The sequence below is a fragment of the Allomuricauda sp. M10 genome (assembly GCF_020782875.1).
Taxonomy (GTDB): domain Bacteria; phylum Bacteroidota; class Bacteroidia; order Flavobacteriales; family Flavobacteriaceae; genus Flagellimonas.
Map to the genome: position 1 here is coordinate 808628 of NZ_JAJGBN010000002.1, position 21566 is coordinate 830193.

Genomic DNA, 21566 nt, shown 5'->3' on the forward strand with positions numbered 1-21566 from the left:
ATTCATTTCAGGGTCTCAGCAAGCCATAAAATTTTAATCATTAGTGAGATGCTGAAACAACCCCGATAGTTATCGGGGCAGCATGACGATATTCCATAATACTTTTTTAGATTTTTCGCTGTGCTCAAAATGACATTGCAATTGCATTCGAGAAAATTGGCGCCATTCGTGTCAAACCTAAATTAATCACAACCTACCGTCACCCTGAATTCATTTCAGGGTCTCATTACATTATCGTTTCTTCTATTATGGATGATGCAGAACTCGTTTCGCATGACGTGGCACATCACACTTTTTTGATTTCTTCGTCGGATAAAAGTTCCTCATTGCGCATACGCAAGAACACCTGTGCAGTGGTCACCACATCTAGTTCACAATAGGTGATGATCCTATCAAGATGGTTCTTTTCGTAGAACACATCCTTCACCATACTGCCATCCATGTCTTCTTTTGGGGAAGGGATGCCCAGAACGTGGGCCAAGAGTTTCAGTGAGGTATAATGTTTAAAATCCCCGAATTTCCAAAGTTCCATGGTATCCAAATGGGGGACTTCCCATGGTTTTTTCCCAAAGAGGTCCAATTTATAGGGCAAGTTGAGCCCGTTGATGACCATCCTTCGGGCAATATAGGGAAAATCGAATTCCTTGCCGTTATGGGCACACAGTAGGTGTTTGGTTTGACTGAAATGGTCTTTGAGCAACTGTGTGAACTGTTTCAGAATATGGATTTCATCCCCATGAAAGGAAGTCACCCTAAAATTGCGCTGTTCTCCTTTCATGTTAAAATATCCCACCGAAATACAGATGATCTTGCCGAACTCGGCCCAAATGCCTGCCCGTTCATAAAAGTCCTCTGCAGTGATTTCGTCCTTGCGTTGGTACTGTGATTTTTGTTCCCATAACAATCGGGAAGTTTCATCCAGATCGGAAAAATGATGTTTTTGGGGTACAGTTTCTATATCCAAAAAGAGGATATGCTCCAGGTTAAGTTTATAAAGCATGGTAAAAAATTAAAAAAGAGCAGTCTGTTTTGCAGGGCTCTCGTGTTCCAATAACCATTTTTTTCTATGCAGTCCGCCCGCATAGCCTGTGAGGTCTCCGTTTGATCCGATTACGCGATGGCAGGGTACTACGATCCAAAGTGGATTTTTGCCATTGGCTGAGGCTACTGCACGAATGGCTTTAACATCGCCTAATCTTTTGGAAAGGTCTAAATAAGAAATGGTTTTTCCAAAAGGAATTTCAAGTAGGGCGTCCCAAACTTTTTTTTGAAACTCGGTGCCCGATGGATTCAGTTTAAAGGTAAAATCAGTTCGGGTCCCTTCAAAATATTCCTTGAGTTGCGATATGGCATCAGCTAAAACAACAGGAATTGTACCAAATGGTTTTTTATCGTTCAAAACCGTGATGGAAGCCACTCCATTTTCATCGCCTTTAAACTCTGCAATTCCGATAGGAGTTTGTAAATAAGCAGTTTCCATTACTCCACTTCACTTTCATCTTCAATGATACCTAAACGCTGTGCTCGTTGATGCCAGTTCTTTCTGGCCAAGGATTGAAGGTCTTCCACGTTGTCACTTTCGTCCATAATCTCCAATCCGAGCAAGGTTTCAATGACATCTTCCATGGTTACCAATCCACTTACGGAACCATATTCATCCACCACTAAGGAAACATGTTCACGCTGCTTTACAAACTTGTCAAAAAGCTCGGGAATGGGTTTGGTTCGACTGGTAACCAGCATTTCCCTTTTCAGTTCAGCTAGGGTTTTGGAACCCTTTTTATTAATGATGGCTTCCAACAGTTCGTCTTTTAGAAAAAAGCCGGTAATGTTGTCCATGCGATCTTTGTAAAGCGGAATTCGTGAAAAGCGTAGCGGTCGGTTGGCATCAAAAAATTCCTTAATGGTCATGTCCTCAGAGGCAATTTTCATCACCGTTCTAGGAGTCATCACATCTTTGGCCAAAATTTCATCAAACTTTAAAAGGTTTTTAATGACTTTTGATTCTGATTCCTGAAACACCCCTTCTTCGTGGGCGATCTCCGTCATGGCCGTAAAATCCTCGCGACTCAAAACACTGCCATGATGCCCTTTTTTGCCAATCAGTTTGGTGAACAACTGTAACACCCACAATAATCCCGTCACTTTTAAGAAAAACACCATTATGGTCAAGGATTTGGCTGTGAAGTTGGAAAGTTGTTTCCAATAGGTTGCGCCAATGGTCTTGGGAATGATTTCAGAGGCCACTAGGATCAATATCGTCATTAAGGTGGATACAATGCCTACCATGAGGTCTTCAGTCAATCTAAAGCCCAAAATGGAACGTTCCGTGGTCCCGTACATTTCGGCATAGGCCACTTTGGCCTGTACCCCAACCAAAATGGCGCCAACTGTATGCGCAACGGTATTTAGCGTGAGGATGGCGATCAAAGGTTTGTCCACATCTTTTTTAAGCGATTCCAAAGTAGTGGCATATTCTTTTCCCTCCTGTTTTTTAAGATTGAGAAAGGTTGGGGTAATGCTCAACAGTACCGCTTCTAAAATGGAGCAGAGAAAGGAAAAGAAAATGGAAATAAGGGCATAAAATATCAGTAGTCCCATAGGCTAGATCTTGAATGGCAAGATAGCGAATCGGAACTAATTTTTAGGGCTGTTGTCCAAGGCTTTATAAAAAACGTCCATCAAGGCCGTCCTAATGTTCAAATCGTAAAGAGCACGATGTTCACGTGTGGGATAAACCCGGTTGGACAAGAAGATAAACGTGAGGTGTTTTTCGGGGTCGGCCCAAACAAAAGTCCCGGTAAATCCTGAATGGCCAAAACTATCCGCACTGGCCAAAGGGGAGGGGTAGGCTTCTTCCAGTGGCAATTCAGCATTGTCCAGCAAAGGTTTGTCAAAGCCCAACCCACGTCGGTTTTCGTTATCGGGATATTGCACTTTGGCAAATTCCTTTACCGTTCTCTGGGAGATGATCTGTTGACCATCCACATTGCCATAATGCTGATAGAACAACATAAGCTTGGCAAGGTCGTCCGCAGTACCAAAGAGTCCGGCGTTACCGGAAACGCCACCGAACAAGGAGGCATTTTCATCGTGCACCCAGCCTTTCACCAAAGTTTTTCGGTAAAGGGTATCGATTTCCGTGGGAACAATGGCATTCACATAATGTTTGTTGCTGGGCAGATAGCCCAAGGTATGGCAGCCCAACGGTTGATAAAAATTATCGTTGAGGTAGGTTTGATAATCCGTTTGGGTGATTTGTTCTATTAACCTTGGAAAAATCAAAAAGGTAAGTCCGGAGTAGTTGTACTTTTTTTCTTCGGAAACTTTGGAGCGGTTGATGATCCGGTCAATTTTCCTTTCAAATCTAGTATTGACAAAAAGGTCGCCATATGCCTGTTTTTGATATTTTTTTCCGGCTTCGCGATGGATGAACCGTTTTTTAAGTTCCCCGTTCCGAAGCACTTCCTGCAAAAAAACGATGTAAGGAACCAGACCGGCCTGATGGGCTAAAATTTCCCTAAGGGTCAAGTCCTTTTTGTCCTTTTGATGTTTCCAAGGTTCCCAATAGGTGCTGAACGGAACATCCAAATTGAGTTTGCCTTCGTCCACGAGTTTCATCAAAGCGGGCAATGGACCTGAAATCTTGGTCACAGAAGCCAAATCGTAGAGGTCGTTCAGTTTTACTGCTACTTCATTGTCATAAGTGTGGTATCCGTATGCTTTGTGAAAAATAACGGTATCGTTTATGGCGACCAGCAATTGTGCACCGGGAAAAGCTAGGCTGTCGATGCCCATGTTCATAATGGAATCCACTTTTTTGTCGATGTAGGACTCATCCAAACCTAATGTTGCAGGGAGGGCATGGATAAGTTCCCGTTGGGCAAAAACCAAGTTCATCATGAAAACGATGAACACGAACGATACAATGTTTTTATTCATTAGTGTTTTTAACCTAGGGTTCGTATAAAGTCTTTGGCGAAATAACTGGCTATGATATTGGCCCCGGCTCTTTTGATGGCGGTCAATTGTTCCAACATCACGGCATCATGGTCCAACCAACCTTTTTCGGCTGCGGCTTTCACCATGGCATATTCTCCGGATACCTGGTAAACAGCAACAGGTACATCTACCTCGTTTCTGATTTCTCGAACGATATCCAAATAGCACAAACCCGGTTTTACCATCACAATATCGGCACCTTCGTCAATATCCAATTGCGTTTCACGAATGGCTTCATACCGACTGGAATAATCCATTTGATACGTTTTTTTATCCTTTGGGACATTGACCATATCCACGGGTGCGGAATCCAAAGCATCGCGGAAAGGTCCGTAAAAGGCACTGGCATATTTGGCGGAATAGGCCATAATGCCGGTATTGATGAAACCTTCATCTTCCAATGCTTCGCGAATGGTCAGGATTCGTCCGTCCATCATATCGCTGGGTGCGACAAAATCGGCACCCGCCTGGGCGTGGGAAACGCTCATTTCAGCCAATACCTCGGCAGTTTCATCATTTAAGATTTGTCCATCGGCCACAATACCATCATGACCATATGAAGAAAAGGGATCCAAGGCCACATCGGTCATTACCAACATTTGCGGACAGACATTTTTGACTGTTTTAATGGCTCTTTGCATCAAACCATTAGGGTTTAAGGCTTCGGTTCCTTTGTTGTCTTTAAGTTTATCATCCACTTTTACAAAGAGCAAAACGGAACACAATCCCATTTTCCACAATTCCTTTACTTCCTTTTCCAATTGGTCCAAGCTCAACCTGAAGTAATTGGGCATGGATGGAATTTCTTCCTTGACTCCCTTGCCTTCAGTTACAAAAAGGGGCACTAAAAAATCATCTGGAGTTACTATTGTCTCACGTACCAACCTTCGGATGGATTCGGAAGCACGAAGACGTCTATTTCTTATCAATGGATACATAGATATACGTTTTAAGCTTTTGGCTTTAAGGTTTAAGTGATGTTTTAATGGTTTTGATCAAACCCGCTAACATTTTTTTGATTTCATCAATTTCTGAAATGATGTTGTTGGCTTTGTTGGGTTCAATAAAGCCTAGTTCTGAGGCCAATAGGATGAGATAATCCAATTCATGGGCAGAACCGGATGCAATGTATAAAAAGCGAACCAATTCTTTTTCTGTTTCTCTTCCGCATCCTTCAGCAATATTGGTTGGGATAGATACAGAAGCTCGGTTCATTTGAGAAACGAGATTATATAACTCAGATGATGGAAATTCTTTGGTGATGGCATAAATATCTAACACAAGGTGGTGTGATTTTTCCCAGACTTTGTAATTTTTATAGTTTGCCATCGCTTAGCGCTTATTGCTTTTAGCTAAATACTAGATTTCAATTTCACCAAATAAATAAGGAGCGGCCTTTCCTGAGATTTTGACCCTGTCGCCTAAATACTCACAAACCAAATCTCCTTCTCGTTTAGAAAGTTGTTTGGCCGTCATTTTGGTTTTTTGCAATACTTCTGACCAATATGGGGTAAGGGAAGTATGGGCTGAGCCGGTAACAGGATCTTCTGGAATACCACAGGCGGGGGCAAAAAAGCGGGAGACAAAATCAACCTGGTTCCCTGGAGCGGTTACGATAACCCCACGAACATCCAATTGGCTTAATAGATGATGGTTAGGCTTCATTGCTTCAATTTCTTGTTGAGAAGTATAAATCATCATATAATCCGTTTTTCCCTTAAAAGTTTTGATGGGAGACTTACCTATAGCCTCATCCAAAGGCTCCAAATTTTTAATGGCCACCATTCGATCAGCCGGAAAATCCAAAGTCAACCATCCGTTGGCTGCTTTTTCAACGGTAAGTTCACCACTTCTCGGGGAATAAAAACGAATGGTATTTTCTTTTAACTCGTAATAGTGAAAAAGCACATAAGCTGTTGCCAAGGTGGCATGTCCACAAAGATCCACTTCAACTTCGGGTGTAAACCAACGGAGTTCGTAACTGTCTTCTTTCTTGACCGCGAAAGCCGTTTCAGCCAAGTTGTTCTCTTGGGCGATTTTTTGCATGAGTTCGGCATCCAGCCATTTTTCCAAAATGCAAACAGCAGCCGGGTTGCCCCCGAACGTTTTACTTGTAAAGGCATCAATTTGATAGATTTTCTGTCTCATAGGCAAGGTTTCAGAACAAAGCTACATATTAAACCCAATCTTTCGGGTGCTGAAGAACCTCAATTAGTCTTTCTTCTTCACTTCCTTTTTCAGGATGATGGTCATATCTCCATTGTACATGGGGAGGCAAACTCATCAAAATACTTTCAATGCGACCGTTGGTACGAAGCCCGAATAGGGTTCCTTTGTCATGTACCAAGTTGAATTCCACATAACGACCGCGACGGATTTCTTGCCAATCCCGTTGCTCTCGGGTATAGGGTAGCTCCTTTCGTTTTTCAACAATGGGCACATAGGCGTCCAAAAAACTATTACCCACTTCTGTCACAAAATTGTACCAATCTTCCATTTGCATGGTTTCGGTTGCTTTGCAATAGTCAAAGAACAATCCGCCTACGCCACGGGCTTCGTTTCGATGGGCATTCCAGAAATAGGCATCGCATTTCTTTTTGTAGTTGGGATAAAATTCTGGATTGTGGGCATCGCAAGCTTTTTTGCAGACCTTGTGAAAATGTGCTGCATCTTCCTCAAAAAGATAGTAAGGGGTAAGGTCTTGTCCACCACCGAACCATTGATCCACAATATTTCCTTGTTTATCGTACATTTCAAAGTAGCGCCAATTGGCATGTACAGTGGGCACCATGGGACTTTTGGGATGTATGACCAAACTGAGTCCGCAGGCAAAAAAATCCGCTTCTTCCACTCCAAAATAGGTTTGCATACTTTTGGGCAATGCACCATGCACTTTGGAAATATTCACGCCCCCTTTTTCAAATACAGCTCCATTTTCAATCACACGAGTCCTGCCGCCGCCACCTTCGGGGCGTTCCCAAAAATCTTGTTGGAACTTGGCTTTGCTATCCACTTCTTCCAATTTGGAAGTAATGGTATCCTGCAGTTTTTGAATATAGTCGTAAAATTTCTCCTTCATGATTCAATAATATGTACCAATTGGTTTTTTAATTGAGAAGTATCCGTATTCTCTTCAATACTAATGGATTGAGAAGTCATTTCCTTTAAAATGGCAATGATTTCCTGTTCGGATTTACCAATATTTTGTTCAAAAATGGACCTTCCTACCGCATTGTTATGCAAATCCATCGCTTTGGCCAAAGGTTTATTCGGAAAGGCTTCTTCATGCCAGTCGGTAATCTTTTTGGCCCAATCCAAAACTTTAATTTCATTTTTGTTCCAACGAAAACAACGCTGTGCAATCATGCAATTCCATAGGGCATGCCTAAAAGCATTTGCCGGACCGTTTTTGTAATGCAATTTGCCGTAATGGGCCGTGGAAATCTTCATGCAATCTTTGGTGGCCTTTAGGGTTGGAAGGATGAAAAAAGGTTTACTCAATCCTAACAAAATACCCTTCAGTATATGTTTAAAACTAACCCGTTTTAATACTGAAAATGGGTTCACTCCTGATATTCTTTTACGGCATCCACAAAGGCTTTCGCATTTTCCAACGGAATATTGGGCAAAATACCATGACCCAAATTCACCACATATTTGTCCTTGCCAAATTCACGGATCATTTGGTGTACCATACTTTTGATCTTGTCCGGGGGCGACAACAATCTTGCGGGATCAAAATTCCCTTGGAGTGTAACCTTGCCTCCAGTTAAATATCTTGCATTCTGTGGTGAACAAGTCCAATCCACACCTACCGCCGATGCTCCTGAAGCAGCCATTTCTTTAAGGGCAAACCAGCAACCTTTTCCAAAAACAATTACAGGGGATTCGTCTTTAAGGGCATCCACAATCTGTTGGATATAGGGCCATGAAAATTCATGATAATCTTGTGGGGAAAGCATCCCTCCCCAGGAATCGAACACCTGAACAGCGTTCACTCCGGCCTTAACCTTGGCTTTTAAATAAGCAATGGTGGTATCGGTGATTTTTTGGAGCAGTTGGTGTGCCAATTCCGGTTGGGTGAAGCAGAACCCACGTGCCTTGTCAAAACTTTTGCTCCCTTGTCCTTCTACGCAATAGCATAAAATGGTCCAAGGGGAACCTGCAAACCCGATCAAAGGAATTTCATCATTCAGTTTTTCCTTGGTCATTTTGATGGCATCCAACACATAACCCAAAGTGTCATTGATATCGGGGACAATAACTTTATCCAAATCTACTTTGGTGCGAATAGGGTTGGGGAGATAAGGTCCAAAATTGGGTTTCATTTCCACCTCAATGTCCATGGCTTGGGGAATCACCAAAATGTCGCTAAAAAGGATGGCAGCATCCATGCCGTATCTTCTGATGGGCTGTACCGTGATTTCCGAAGCCAATTCTGGGGTCTGGCAACGAGTGAAAAAATCATAATTTTTACGGAGTTCCATAAATTCGGGCAAATAACGCCCGGCTTGGCGCATCATCCATACAGGTGGGCGATCCACTGTTTCTCCTTTCAATGCCCTTAGGAACAAATCGTTTTTGATCATGTGTTTTCATTTGTCATTCCTGCACTTCGTTTAACTCAGCATAAACTCCAGCAGGAATCTATTTATTATTCATTTGAATCCCGCATGGTACTTCGGCTACGCTCAGCATCCATGCTAGATGATAATTCTTTTATGGCCTGAACCAACACATTTTCAACGGTTGGCTTGTTGGCAATTATGATATGTTCAGTATGTTTTTTGGCTTCCATGGCGGTAGTTTCTCCAATACAGAACAAGGTGCTGTTTGCGATGTTGTTTTCCAAAAGATAGCTTCGGATACCACTGGGGCTAAAAAACAAGATACCGTCAAAATTGCGGTTAAATGCCTTCGGTACCAGTTGGGTTCGATATACCTCCACTTCTATATACCGGATGTTATTTTTTTTCAATACTTCTGGAAGTTCATCCCTCCTTTGATTGCCTGAAAGGAAAACAAAAGTCTTTTCAGGATGATTCTCTACAATCTTTTCTGCCAGAGACGAAGCATTTTCAGCATTTTCGACTACTTCAATATTGGCTTCTGCAAGAAAAGCGGCTGTTTTCTCGCCAACACAAAAGACCCTAATATTTGATACATCACAACCTTTAGTCTGTTTTAAAAAAGCCTTCACGGCATTTTTGCTGGTGAAAATGTAGTTTTGAAAGTCCAACGGAATATCAACATTCAAAAATTCAATTTGGAGGGCATCGTATTCCACGAGTCCTAATCCGGAATTCAGGAAAAGTTCTTTTTGGGATGGGGTGAGTATTTTAGTGGAGAGCACTGTTTTCATTTCTGATTTCCTGCATCAATTTGTCTCCACCTTTGGCCAATACTTCCTTGGCACATATTTCCCCAAAGCCTTTGGCATCGGATAATTTTATATCCTTTTTGATCTCGATTTTCTGTTTCCCATTCAACGAAAACACAACCCCTTCAAAAAATACCTTTTGGTCTTTAATCTGTGCCAGTGCTCCAATTGGGGCAGTGCAACCACCCTCCAGAGTACGTAAAAAGTCGCGTTCAATTTTAGTGGCAAGTTCCGTATCGGCATCGTTCAATTTGGCCAGGGCATCTCGCGTAAACTTGTCTTTTTCCATGGCAACCACCAACATGGCTCCCTGTGCTGGAGCGGGAATCATCCAATCCAATTGTATGGCATCCTTGGGCAGCAATTTAATGCGCTCCAGACCCGCCTGGGCAAAAATGGCCCCTTGCCAATCGTTTTCGATCAATTTGATCAATCGTGTGTTCACATTGCCCCGTAAATCGACTACTTGGTGGTTGGGATATCGGTTTAACCATTGTGCTTTTCTTCTCAAACTGCCCGTAGCAATGGTGGCAGGAGTATCCGACTCCAAAAAAGACGAGCCTTTATGCACCAAAATGTCGTGGGTAATGGCCCGCTCCAATACGGCTGCCTGCACAATTCCCTTCGGAAGTTGCGTAGGAACGTCTTTCATGGAGTGCACGGCAATGTCAATTTCACCCTGAAGCATGGCCACGTCCAAAGTCTTGGTAAAAATTCCGGTTACGCCAAGTTCGTACAAGGGTTTGTCCAAAACTTGGTCGCCCATGGATTTATTGGGGACCAAAATGGTGTCGAAGCCCAAGTTTTCCAACTTTTCCTGTACAGTGGTGGCTTGCCACAGTGCCAGTTCGCTGTCGCGGGTACCGATTCTTATGATCTTGCTCATTTGGAATCGATTTCTAACTGAAAGACTTTTTGAATAAGTTCCAAACTATCTTCGGTATCCACTTCGGAACTTTTTAAGTGGTTGGCGAATTGCTTGGTGATCTTTTGAATGATCCTTTCTGAGATCATTTCGGCCTGATCTTGATTGAAATCGTTGATCTTTTTGGAATGAAAGTCGATTTCTTCGGCCTTCATGGTGTTGAGTTTTTCCTTTAACGCATTGATCACCGGCGCAAACTTGCGGGTTTCCAACCATTTCAGGAAATCTTTCTTGACCTGATCTATGATGACCTCGGCTTTTGGGACATATTCCTTTCGCTTGGCCAAGGTATCATCGGTAATTTGGGAAAGTTGATCCAGATGAACCAAGGTTACGTTCTCCAAATCCAGCACATCGTCTGAAACGTTTTTAGGAACGGATAGGTCCAACACCAACAAAGGTTTTTTGGGATAGATCAATGCTTTAGATACCGTTGGCAACTGTGCCCCGGTGGCCACTACCAAAATGTCCGCCTTTCGGATTTCGGTCTGTAGATCGCCATAATCCTTTACTGTCAAATGGAACTTGCCAGCAATTTCCTCCGCTTTTTCCCGGGTACGGTTAATCAGGGTAATATGGGAGTTGTTGGAGTGCTTGATCAGGTTTTCGCAAGTATTCCTTCCAATTTTTCCGGTACCGAACAAAAGGATATTCTTTTCGGAAATGTCGGGAACGTTGTCCAAGATATATTTTACGGAAGCAAAAGCAACCGATGTAGCTCCTGAAGAAAGCTCAGTTTCCGTTTTGATGCGTTTACTGGCCTGGATCACCGAATTGCACAAACGCTCCAAGAACGGGTTGGCCATGTCTTGCTTTTTGGCACGGTAAAAACCTTGTTTGATTTGGCTGATGATTTCAAAATCACCCAAAATCTGGCTATCGAGACCCGTGCCCACTTTGAACATATGGGAAATGGCTTCATGGTTTTTGTACACATAGGCCACTTCTTGGAATTCTTCAACGGTGCCATGCGTTTGATTACAAAGCAGTTTGATGAGTTGGTAGGGGTGTTGGGCAAAACCATACAGTTCTGTTCGGTTGCAGGTAGATATCGCCAGAAGGCCATCAATCTCCAATTCTTTTGCCTTGCCCAAAATTTGGTCAATAGCAGGAACATCCAGACTGAACTTTCCTCTCACCTCTGCATCTGCCTTCTTGTAACTCAACCCGACGGCGTAGAAGGAATTATGTTTTGAAATATGGTAGTTCCTCATAAAGGATAAAATCGCAACACAAAATTAACAGTGTTGTATCTTTTAAAATAACGCTAGCGGAACTGCAAGTGTAATGAGGACCTAATTAGAAATTAAATTTTACTTAAATTCTGCTAATGCATTGATTTTATTGATAAATTTGATAGAATCCAACTTAATTTAGAGCCATTCTAAATTAAAGGATTTTAAAACAAACACTAAGAATCCGTATGAAAAATATCGCTGAAGGTTCCTATGATGAAATTTTAGTGGAAGATGGCATAATTATCCTGAAAATTCAGAACGATACCAAGGAACCAAAAGCCATTGCAAGGGATATTGACAGTTCCTACATTCAATTTCATTTTTGTTTGAAGGGCAAATCACGATTCAATTTTAATGAAGGCAACTATTATTTGGAGGTGAACGAGGAAAACTCCCTGTTACTATACAATACACAAAAGGACCTTCCGCTGGATTTGGTGGTTTCGCCCAATTCGTGGTTGTTGTCCGTTGTGATGACCATCCGGAAATTCCATTCGCTGTTTTCTGATGAAGCGGATTACATACCGTTTCTGAGCGATGACAACAAGGAAAAGAAATATTATTCCCAAGAGATGGTGTCGCCTGCCATTGCCGTGGTCTTGAGCCAATTGATGAACTATAACCTTCATCCTTCCATCAAAAAACTGTATTTAAAGGGTAAGGTATTCGAGCTGATTTCGCTCTATTTCAACAAAACGGAGGATGCCGATTTGGAACAATGTCCTTACTTGGCCGATGAGGACAATGTTAGAAGGATTAAAATGGCCAAGGAAATCATCATCTCCCGTATGGCCGAACCGCCAACCTTGCCGGAACTATCCGAAGAAGTAGGACTTGGTCTAAAAAGATTGAAGGAAGGGTTCAAGCAGATTTATGGGGATTCCGTTTATGGCTTTTTGTTCGATTACAAGATGGAATATGCCCGCAAAATGTTGGAATCTGGCAAACACAACGTGAACGAGGTGGGTCTAAAAGTTGGGTATAGCACGGCCAGTCATTTTATAGCTTCCTTTAAAAAGAAGTTCGGCACCACGCCCAAAAAATATGTAACTTCAAATGTGTAAAAAAGCATCATGAAACAAATTGTATTCTTCTTTTTGGGACTGACCCTATTCGCCCAAACCAATGCCCAGGACAATCCATCCACAGAAAACCAAGAAACCAAAATGCCAGAATTGGTCCTCGTTTTTACCAAAACGACTGGTTTTAGGCATCAATCCATAGAAAAGGGCGTACAGACCTTTCGTGAAATAGGGAGGAAAAACGGTTTTATCGCCTTGCAAACTGAAAGCGGTGAAGATTTTACCCCGCAGAACCTGAAAAACTACAAGCTGATCGTTTTCTTGAACACGACTATGAATGTACTGAACGATGCCCAACAAAAGGCGTTTGAATCCTACATTAAAAATGGCGGAAGTTATTTGGGTGTCCATGCTGCTTCCGATACCGAATACGATTGGCCCTGGTACGGCAAGTTGGTTGGGGGATATTTCGTAAGCCACCCTGAGCAGCAAACGGCCAAAATTGATGTGTTGGACAAAACCCATCCATCCACTGCTCATTTACAAGATGTTTGGATGCATTATGACGAATGGTATAATTTTAAAGACCTGAATCCCAATGTGCATGTGCTCCTAAAATTGGACGAATCCAGTTATAAAGGGGGCATAAATGGGGATAACCATCCAATTGCCTGGTACCACGAATATGACGGGGGCAGGGTTTTTTATACTGGATTGGGGCACACCGAAGCCTCCTATGATGAACCTGAATTTCGCCAACACCTTTTGGGTGCTATTGAATGGTGTTTAAAACGAAAGTAGAGTGGGCCTTGCCACAATGATTCCGATATTGCTTTTGATGTTTTTGAGATAGTCCGCTAAGGGCAATTCACTGATTTCCACTTCTCCATTTTTACTGGAGGCATGAAGCAGATGTAGCCTGCCATCGGGTTGATGGATGGCAATTCCGGTATGGGTCACATCCAACCCTTTGATGGAGGTGGCCAAAGCAATAATATCCCCAGAATGGATGAGTTGTTCTTTGCTCGCAATTTGGTCTTGGGGCAGATAGCACAAGGTTTCTTTTGCTAATTCTTGTTCAACGTGTTGCATGGCCTGAAAGTTTTCATCACTGGCCAAAAATGGGTACAGGTTTCGGTGGGTTCCCATAAAATCGATGGGTTTTTCCAATGCCACACCACCAATTTCTGCAGTGATGTCTTTTACCAATCCCTTCTTTTCATTGTTGCGAATCCAATCCGTAAAATAATGTAAACGAGAAGGATACCCATTCATTTCTCCGTTTCTATACCGAATGGTTTCTAAATTTCTGGCAAAAGTGTCAAAATCCGATTCGTGGTTTTTCAACATCAGGCTGAAGGCCATTACATTTTCCACAAAAGTGGTGCAATCCAATCCGCTAAAGTTCACCACTAACGTTTCGGTATCGCCAATTTCCAAGGTTTTTTCAACGTATGGGGTACCCAAAAAGGATTTTCCAACAGTTATGATGGTATCGCCCAAATTAGCCGCTTGGGTTTTTTCCAAAGCAGCCATTTTCGACTCGAAAAGGGGTTTGTCCTTCGGGGAACAACTAATTTGTTGGGCGTTTACCACTGAGACCAGGAAAAGAAGGAGTACTATTGTGTTGATTTTTTTTGGCATTTTTTCTTCAAATAGTGGTTTCTCAAAAATAGGTAGAAATGTCCACAGATGCAGGCTTCAACAAAATCGAGATTCATTATTTCATCATAAGAAAGTATTTTGATCGGTAAAGGGCAAAGTCGGTAGTGTGTATTATTTTTGCTGCTCAAAATAGAAAGCCGTGCAAAAAGGAGTTTTATTGGTCAACTTGGGTTCGCCCGACAGCCCCACTGCAAAAGACGTTAAACCGTACTTGGATGAATTTTTGATGGATGAGCGTGTCATCGATGTGAATCCGGTTTTGAGGAACATTATCGTTAGGGGTATTATTCTGAACACCCGTCCCAAGCGTTCTGCCGAGGCCTATTCCAAAATATGGTGGGAAGAAGGGTCGCCCTTGATCGTCATCTCCAAACGGTTTGCGGATAAAGTGCAAAAACACACCCAATTGCCGGTCGCGCTGGGAATGCGTTATGGTTCCATGACCATTAAGGAAGGGTTGCAAGAATTGAAGGAGAAAGGGGTTGATGAGGTTTTTTTGGTGCCTTTGTACCCGCACTACGCCATGTCTTCCTATGAGACGGTGGTGGTAAAGGCCATGGAAGTTCAGGCGGAATTTTTCCCTGAAATGCAAATGACCACCCTGCCTGCTTTTTACAGCAATCCGGATTTTATAAAGATCCTATCAAAAAGCATAGCCGAAGGTTTAAAGGATTTTGATTACGACCATATCCTCTTTTCGTATCACGGCATCCCGGAACGCCACATTAAAAAGTCGGACCCGACCAAGTCGCACTGCAAATTGGATGGCAAATGCTGCCAAACCAACTCTGTTGCCCATCATACCTGTTACAAGCATCAATGCTTGGATACCACTGAATTGGTAAAAAAAGAACTGGGGCTTCCTGAAGATAAAGTGAGTACTTCCTTCCAATCCCGGTTGGGGAGTGATCCTTGGCTGCAACCTTTCACGGACAAGGAATTTGAACGCTTGGCCCAGGAAGGAATCAAGAAATTGGCGGTGATTACCCCAGCTTTTGTGAGCGATTGTCTGGAAACCTTGGAAGAAATCGCCATGGAAGGCAAACACCAGTTTCAAGAGGCAGGGGGAGAGGATTACATCCATATTTCCTGTTTGAACGACCGTGACGATTGGGCCCAATTGATGGCCGAATGGATCAACACTTGGGAAAAAAGTGGTGTTTTGCCCGAATACCACATTCAATAATACCGGAAAAAGAAAATTGCCTTATGAAAATGGAACACTTGGAGCATCACTTACAAGAAGTACGCGACCAACTGAAAAACCATCCCCTCTATGCCCAACTGGAATCGGTGGATGACATCAAGATTTTTATGGAAAGCCATGTGTATGCCGTTTGGGATTTCATGTCCTTATTGAAGGCGCTACAACAACATTTGACCTGTACCTCCCTTCCTTGGAAACCGGCTTCGGATGCGTCCGTGGCCCGATTTATCAATGAGATCGTATTGGAAGAGGAAAGTGATTTCAATGAGGTGGGTGTGGCCAAAAGCCATTTTGAAATGTACTTGGATGCCATGGAAGAAGTGGAAGCCAATACATCCAAAGTATTACAGGTCATCTCCACATTTACCGATTTGGAGCACATATCCCAACAAATTGAAAACACAGATCTGGACCAAGCGGAAAAGGATTTTTTGCAATTCACTTTTGAGGCCATCAATACCCGACAACCCCATATCATTGCTGCCGCCTTTACCTTCGGAAGGGAAGACTTGATTCCGGATATGTTTTTGGGCATCATTGAGCAATCCGGAGAAAACGGTCTAAGCAAATACGCCAAACTTTCCTATTACCTGAAAAGACATATTGAGCTTGACGGTGACGAACACGGCCCCTTGGCTGTTAAAATGATCAAGGTCCTTTGTGGTTCCGATGAGCAGAAATGGGAGGAAGTCTTCCACTTCAGCAAAAATGCTTTGGAGCGCAGAATCGGACTTTGGGACAGCATCGCCAAAAAACTCACCGAGAACAAGGATAATTTGGTGGATGCGTTGTAGATTTGAGGGAACGGTTAGTTCACGCTAGACTTACACCAAAAGAACAATCCTTGGCATGGCCAAAGTTACCTCTGACGAACTCGGGAAAGAGCCCATCGGAAAATTATTGATCAAACAGGCCGTTCCGGCATCCATCGGTATTTTGGTGATGTCACTGAACGTATTGGTCGATTCCATTTTTGTAGGCAATTGGATAGGTTCCATTGCCATTGCCGCCATCAACGTGGTGTTGCCCGTTTCCTTTTTTATTGCCGCTTTGGGTATGGCCATCGGTATCGGTGGGTCCAGCATCATTTCCAGAGCTTTGGGCGCCAACAACCATGAAAAGGCCTTAAAAACGTTCGGGAACCAGATTACATTAACACTCTTGGTCACAGTGACCATGGTGGCCCTTGGACTGTATTATGTGGACAACCTGATTCCTGCATTTGGAGGGAAAGGGTCCATTTTTGAGCCCGCTAAAATCTATTATACCATCATTTTGTACGGAGTGCCCTTTTTGGCCCTTTGTATGATGGGAAACACGGTGATCCGTGCCGAAGGGAAACCCAAGTTTGCCATGATCGCCATGATCATTCCATCCGTCGGCAACTTGTTGATGGATTACGTTTTCATTTACATTTTTGATTGGGGTATGGAAGGTGCCGCATGGGCCACCACAGTAGGTTATCTATTATGTTTTGGCTACATTCTTTACTTTTTTCTATCCAAAAATTCGGAATTGAAAATAAGTCTGTCCCATTTTGGGTTGGACCCGGCCATTCTTCGTGAAATAAGCTCGTTGGGATTTGTAACCCTTGCAAGACAGGCAGTTACCAGTATCACCTACCTGCTGATGAACAACATCTTGTACAATCTGGGCGGGGAACCCATGGTGGCGGTTTATGCCATTATCGGTCGCATGTTGATGTTTGCCCTATTCCCTGTTTTTGGGGTCACACAAGGCTTTTTGCCCATTGCGGGCTACAACTTTGGAGCTGCTTATTACGACCGCGTCAAGGAATCCATTTACACGGCTATCAAGTATGCCGCATTGGTGGCTACCTTGGTTTTTGTGGTTTTGATGCTTTTCCCAGGCGAGTTGGCCGCCTTGTTCCTGAGTAATCGACCTGGACTATCTCCGGAAGAATTGGCCACCAACCAATTTGTGTTACAGCATACCCCATTTGCCATGCGATTGGTTTTCGCGGCCACGCCCATTATTGCCCTTCAATTGATAGGTGCCGCTTATTTTCAGGCTGTGGGGAAAGCAATTCCAGCCTTATTATTGACCCTGACCCGTCAAGGTTTTTTCTTTATTCCGTTGATTTTGTTGTTGCCCAAGTTTTTCGAAGAAACCGGGGTATGGCTATCGTTTCCCATTGCTGATGTGTTGGCCACGGTGGTCACAGGCATCTATTTGGGAAAAGAGATAAAGAAGGAACTTACCTAAAGATTGGCATTCCCAAAGAATGTGTAATTTGGGTCGCGTAACGGAACAAACATGAAAAAAGCACTTTTTGCCAGTCTGATTGTATTCGCATTGGCCTGTAAAGAAAAACCTGAAGAAAAACCCATGTACACCCTTTTTGTTGGCACCTATACCGATGGCGATAGCGAAGGCATCTATACCTATACCTTTGATTCAGGAACGGGCGAGTTGACCAATAAACAATTGGCAGCTAAATTGACCAATCCTTCCTATTTGGCACTTTCCAAAGACCATAAAAATCTGTATGCCGTTCAAGAAACCGCCGATTTTGATAGTTTGGGTGGCGGGGTTACTGCTTTTACCCTGAATGATGGGGTGTTGAAAATTCAGAATAGCATGGGAACCCAAGGCGAGCATCCGTGTCATGTTTCCCTTTCTGGGGATGGACATTTGGCCGTGGCCAATTACACAGGAGGCAATGTGGCCCTTTTTACATTGAATGCTGATGGTTCATTGGGAGATGCCCCACAAATTATCGATCACAAAGTATTGGACACCACCAAAACCGCCCATGCCCATATGGCCCAATTCACTGCCGATGGATTGATGGTGACCGATTTGGGATTGGACGCCATAAAAAGATATAAAGAAGAAAATGGCGAATTTGTTCCAAGTTCCCAATCCAGTATATCCTTTCCTGATGGTGCAGGTCCACGACATTTCACCTTTGGTGAAGGCGGAAAGATGCTTTATGTGATCAGTGAATTGAACAGCACCATTTCCGTTTTTGAAAATGACATGGCAGGAGATTACCAAGAAATCCAAGTAGTGAAAACCTTGGACCCGAATTATGAAGGAAACAATGCCTGTGCCGACCTTCATATATCCCCCGATGGGAAATTCCTGTATGGTTCCAACAGGGGTGAAAATACCATTGTAATCTTTTCAGTAAATCCTGAAAATGGGACATTGACTTTGGTGGGAAGGGAATCCGTTCAAGGGGATTGGCCCCGTAATTTTTCTATGGATCCCACTGGGGAATTTTTGTTGGTGGCCAATCAAAGGTCAAGCAACATTACTGTTTTTAAAAGAAATGCGGATAGCGGGACATTGACCTTTTTGAACGAGATCGCAATGCCCAATCCAGTGTGTTTGGTTTTTGAGTAATGGTCACACTGTCATTCTGAGCAAAGCGAAGAATCTCAGTATCAGGTAGGAGATACTTGGTCGCCCCTAAGGACTCCTCAGCATGACAAGTAATGGTGAAGGAGAACTACGCCGATTGTCATTCTGAGCGGAGCGAAGAATCCCTTGATTGGTTAGGAGATACTTCGTCGTCCTCAAGGACTCCTCAGTATGACAAAAACGAAGTAAAAGGTTCTCGATACACTTCCCTTCGGGAACCACTCGAACTGACCTGGAGCTACTTTTTGGATAGTAAAACAATCACTCCAATCACGATCAAGCCCAACAGCACCGTGAAGAAAATCTTCCAGAAACTATAAGGTCGAGTTCCTGAAATGTTCCCGTTTTCCCCGTTGATGAAAAAATTGTATTCCTTGCCATTGTACCTGTAGGCACTTACATAAACGGGCAATAAGATGTGTTTAAAGGTTTCTTCGGAAAGATTCATGTTCATGGAGGTTACCCTTTGGGTATCTCCCCCAATATCCTGCATGCACCAACGGGTTGCAATATCGCGGGCCACTTCTTTGGAATGCAGATGTCCTTCGTTCAATGAAATGGTATACTTTTCGGTCACAAAACCGGATAGGTACCCACTATCGAACGGTTGCAATTTTTTCAAATCCCAATAGGCAATCTTGCCCGGAATCCTGCCTGATTTTTGTTTGGAGGCCTTGATCAGGGTATCGTCCACAAAACCCGAAACTTGGCCAGATGCTGGATACCAACGCGTCTTCCGAACCTGTTGGGTCACCATTTTACCATTGGCATTCCTAACCCTTCGCGTTTCATAATAATATTCCCCCCGCTGACCGATGTAGGTGGCATATAGTTGTGCATCAAAGGTCCAATAGGGTAGATAGAGCCCTTTGGTAAATTGAGGATCCAGAGCGGCCTTTTTCAGATTGTTAGGGGCAAACCACAATTGGTTCACCCAGTTCTTAAAAATGCGGAACGATTGGTTTTTATCAATTTGAAACGGTAAAACCGCCCCAGGCAAGATCCAACTTTCCTTGTAGGCATCTTCCACAACCAAAGGTTGGCCACAATACACGCAATGGAGCGATTTGTAATTTTCCTCCACATGTTGGTCGGCACCGCAATTCTTGCAATGCAGCATGGAAATCTCCTCGCTGTGCCTTTGCGACCCCATTTCCTTGAGGTAGGGATACAGCTCCAGTTCCTCAAAACCATTTTCTTTTGGGGCGATGGCCTCTTCATGGCCACAGTACTCACAGGTAATGCTGGTAGTCCCAGGTTTATATGTGAGTTCTGCCCCGCAATTGACGCAGGTCTTTTTGAGTTCTGATTTTTGGATGGTAGGTTCTTCCAATGGCTTATGTTGTCATTCTGAGTGAAACGAAGAATCTCATTCAATTACGATTAATACATAGGAGATGCTTCACCTGTTTCTCGACGACCCCTTCGACTACGCTCAGGGATCATCTCCAAATAACGGTTCAGCATGACATGGTTAAAACTATTCCGTTGGCAATGGCGGTGGCGTATTGCCGCCCAAGAACGATTTCAGTTCTTCCACATCCTTTAAAGAGGTCCAAGCGGCCATGCCCTGTTTCCAGACCAAGCTGTCGCGGTTAACGGTACGGTTGGCAAAAAGGGATTGCAGTTGTTCAAACGTCACGGGTCCTTGCTGAGCGCCGTTCACGGCATAATAGTAAAGCGTTTGCGCAGGCATTGGTGGAGGAACGGCCCCGGCAGCGGGTTGTCCTGTGGCTTGGGGTGCAGCTTGCGTGGCACCGCCCATTAGGTTGCCCATTTGCTGGGCAAGCACAAAGCCCATTCCCATTCCCATTCCGGCACCAGCAGTTCCACCTTCATTTTGGGCAGCGGCTTCGATGGCCTTGGCTGCTTTGAACTTGGCCAATTTGTCCAGATCCAGTTTGTCGATTCGACTGTATTCGAAAATCTCTTTTTTGAGTTCTTCGGGCATGGAGACGTTCTCAATATAGAATTTCTCCAAGGAGATTCCCACTGTTTGAAATTCGGGGGCCATCACTTCGCGACAGGTATCGGAAAGTTCGGTGGTGTTGGCAGCGTATAATTCAATAGGAAGATTGGCCTTTCCCACAGTATCCGTAAAGCGGGTGGCGATCAAACTTTTTAAGTGCTCGTTTATCTCGAAATTGGTAAAGTTGCTATCAGTGCCCACTATATCCTTGATGAACTTGCCGGCATCAGCAATTTTATAAGCGTATGTGCCGAAGGCCCTGATCTCTACCAGTCCAAAACGGTCGTCGCTTAATGTAATGGGACTTTTGGTGCCCCATTTCTCATCGGTGAACAAATGGGTGTTTACAAAGTATACTTCTGCTTTAAAAGGAGAGTTGAAACCGTATTTCCATCCTTTCAACGTGGCCAAAATGGGCAGGTTTTGGGTGGTGAGGTCATACGTACCGGGGGTGAACACATCGGCGAGTTGTCCTTCGTTGATGAAAACGGCAGTCTGCCCTTCACGGACAATCAGTTTTGCCCCGTTCTTGATTTCGTTCTGGTAGCGCTCAAACCGATACGCGATGGTGTCGTCGGTGTAGTCGAGCCACTCAATAATATCAATAAACTCGTTACTGAGTTTTTCCTTGATTTTTCCAAAAATATCCATGGTCTAGTGTTTTAATTTAGTGGGTTCCGTCAAGCTGAACTCGTTTCAGCTTCTTCTTTTTAAATGTCTTAAATTTTTGTGTGACCCTGAAATAAATTCAGGGTGACGATATTATTA

General features: G+C 43.5%; 22 protein-coding genes. 6 read left to right on the forward strand and 16 right to left on the reverse strand.

Translation table 11 applies throughout. The annotated features are described in order from the left end of the window. Window positions 1–286: 286 nt before the first annotated feature. The 13 genes from LKX84_RS08735 to hemA form a co-directional block, all read right to left on the reverse strand. A complete protein-coding gene (locus LKX84_RS08735) occupies window positions 287–1000 on the reverse strand; it encodes a 3'-5' exonuclease (protein ID WP_228236769.1) in 714 nt (237 codons plus the stop codon). 9 nt (window positions 1001–1009) lie between these two features. Continuing rightward, complete coding sequence (locus tag LKX84_RS08740; RefSeq protein WP_228236770.1) at window positions 1010–1480, reverse strand: methylated-DNA--[protein]-cysteine S-methyltransferase; 471 nt, start codon at window positions 1478–1480, stop codon at window positions 1010–1012. Further along, window positions 1480–2601: a CNNM domain-containing protein gene (locus LKX84_RS08745; RefSeq protein ID WP_228236771.1), complete on the reverse strand. Its 1122-nt coding sequence runs from the start codon at window positions 2599–2601 to the stop codon at window positions 1480–1482. The genes LKX84_RS08740 and LKX84_RS08745 overlap by 1 nt, the downstream gene beginning before the upstream one ends. A 36-nt stretch (window positions 2602–2637) precedes the next feature. Then, window positions 2638–3942, reverse strand: a complete 1305-nt coding sequence (locus tag LKX84_RS08750) for a serine hydrolase domain-containing protein (protein ID WP_228236772.1) — start codon at window positions 3940–3942, stop codon at window positions 2638–2640. 8 nt (window positions 3943–3950) lie between these two features. Further along, a complete protein-coding gene (hemB, locus tag LKX84_RS08755) occupies window positions 3951–4940 on the reverse strand; it encodes a porphobilinogen synthase (protein WP_228236773.1) in 990 nt (329 codons plus the stop codon). 25 nt (window positions 4941–4965) lie between these two features. Then, on the reverse strand, window positions 4966–5331 hold the full coding sequence (locus LKX84_RS08760) for a four helix bundle protein (RefSeq protein WP_228236774.1): 366 nt from the start codon (window positions 5329–5331) through the stop codon (window positions 4966–4968). 30 nt (window positions 5332–5361) lie between these two features. Next, a complete protein-coding gene (locus LKX84_RS08765; protein WP_228236775.1) occupies window positions 5362–6150 on the reverse strand; it encodes a PhzF family phenazine biosynthesis protein in 789 nt (262 codons plus the stop codon). A 28-nt stretch (window positions 6151–6178) separates the two neighbouring features. Further along, window positions 6179–7081 (reverse strand): oxygen-dependent coproporphyrinogen oxidase, encoded by a 903-nt coding sequence (gene hemF, locus LKX84_RS08770; protein ID WP_228236776.1) that lies wholly within the window; start codon window positions 7079–7081, stop codon window positions 6179–6181. Continuing rightward, on the reverse strand, window positions 7078–7569 hold the full coding sequence (locus LKX84_RS08775; RefSeq protein ID WP_410548873.1) for a DUF6973 domain-containing protein: 492 nt from the start codon (window positions 7567–7569) through the stop codon (window positions 7078–7080). The genes hemF and LKX84_RS08775 overlap by 4 nt, the downstream gene beginning before the upstream one ends. Further along, window positions 7566–8591 (reverse strand): uroporphyrinogen decarboxylase, encoded by a 1026-nt coding sequence (hemE, locus tag LKX84_RS08780; RefSeq protein WP_228236778.1) that lies wholly within the window; start codon window positions 8589–8591, stop codon window positions 7566–7568. Before hemE ends, LKX84_RS08775 begins: the two co-directional genes overlap by 4 nt. Before the next feature lie 65 nt (window positions 8592–8656). Beyond that, window positions 8657–9364, reverse strand: coding sequence for a uroporphyrinogen-III synthase (locus LKX84_RS08785; RefSeq protein ID WP_228236779.1), 708 nt, complete (start codon window positions 9362–9364; stop codon window positions 8657–8659). After that, window positions 9342–10268: a hydroxymethylbilane synthase gene (hemC, locus tag LKX84_RS08790; protein ID WP_228236780.1), complete on the reverse strand. Its 927-nt coding sequence runs from the start codon at window positions 10266–10268 to the stop codon at window positions 9342–9344. Before hemC ends, LKX84_RS08785 begins: the two co-directional genes overlap by 23 nt. Continuing rightward, the gene (hemA, locus tag LKX84_RS08795) at window positions 10265–11521 is read right to left on the reverse strand and encodes a glutamyl-tRNA reductase (protein WP_228236781.1); all 1257 of its coding nucleotides are present in this window, start codon (window positions 11519–11521) and stop codon (window positions 10265–10267) included. Before hemA ends, hemC begins: the two co-directional genes overlap by 4 nt. 209 nt (window positions 11522–11730) lie before the next feature. Here hemA and LKX84_RS08800 point away from each other — a divergent pair, with 209 nt between their 5' ends. After that, the gene (locus LKX84_RS08800; protein WP_228236782.1) at window positions 11731–12609 is read left to right on the forward strand and encodes a helix-turn-helix domain-containing protein; all 879 of its coding nucleotides are present in this window, start codon (window positions 11731–11733) and stop codon (window positions 12607–12609) included. Between the two features lie 9 nt (window positions 12610–12618). After that, window positions 12619–13368: a ThuA domain-containing protein gene (locus LKX84_RS08805; RefSeq protein ID WP_228236783.1), complete on the forward strand. Its 750-nt coding sequence runs from the start codon at window positions 12619–12621 to the stop codon at window positions 13366–13368. Here the strand turns inward: LKX84_RS08805 and LKX84_RS08810 are convergent. After that, window positions 13354–14211 carry an N-acetylmuramoyl-L-alanine amidase-like domain-containing protein gene (locus LKX84_RS08810; RefSeq protein ID WP_228236784.1) on the reverse strand — a complete coding sequence of 286 codons (858 nt, stop codon included), beginning with the start codon at window positions 14209–14211 and terminating at the stop codon, window positions 13354–13356. The two genes, LKX84_RS08805 and LKX84_RS08810, sit on opposite strands and share 15 nt — an antisense overlap. A 160-nt stretch (window positions 14212–14371) precedes the next feature. Here LKX84_RS08810 and hemH point away from each other — a divergent pair, with 160 nt between their 5' ends. From hemH to LKX84_RS08830, 4 genes are read left to right on the forward strand one after another with little or no spacing between them, the layout of a single operon-like run. Continuing rightward, complete coding sequence (gene hemH / locus LKX84_RS08815; protein WP_228236785.1) at window positions 14372–15418, forward strand: ferrochelatase; 1047 nt, start codon at window positions 14372–14374, stop codon at window positions 15416–15418. A 23-nt stretch (window positions 15419–15441) separates the two neighbouring features. After that, window positions 15442–16233, forward strand: coding sequence for a DUF3050 domain-containing protein (locus LKX84_RS08820; protein WP_228236786.1), 792 nt, complete (start codon window positions 15442–15444; stop codon window positions 16231–16233). A 55-nt stretch (window positions 16234–16288) separates the two neighbouring features. Continuing rightward, a complete protein-coding gene (locus LKX84_RS08825; protein ID WP_228236787.1) occupies window positions 16289–17665 on the forward strand; it encodes an MATE family efflux transporter in 1377 nt (458 codons plus the stop codon). A gap of 51 nt (window positions 17666–17716) precedes the next feature. Next, window positions 17717–18811 carry a lactonase family protein gene (locus LKX84_RS08830; protein WP_228236788.1) on the forward strand — a complete coding sequence of 365 codons (1095 nt, stop codon included), beginning with the start codon at window positions 17717–17719 and terminating at the stop codon, window positions 18809–18811. A gap of 256 nt (window positions 18812–19067) precedes the next feature. Here LKX84_RS08830 and LKX84_RS08835 read toward each other — a convergent pair whose 3' ends face one another. Beyond that, window positions 19068–20162: a DNA helicase PriA gene (locus LKX84_RS08835; RefSeq protein WP_228236789.1), complete on the reverse strand. Its 1095-nt coding sequence runs from the start codon at window positions 20160–20162 to the stop codon at window positions 19068–19070. A gap of 147 nt (window positions 20163–20309) precedes the next feature. Further along, window positions 20310–21449 (reverse strand): SPFH domain-containing protein, encoded by a 1140-nt coding sequence (locus LKX84_RS08840; RefSeq protein ID WP_228236790.1) that lies wholly within the window; start codon window positions 21447–21449, stop codon window positions 20310–20312. Window positions 21450–21566: the final 117 nt, after the last annotated feature.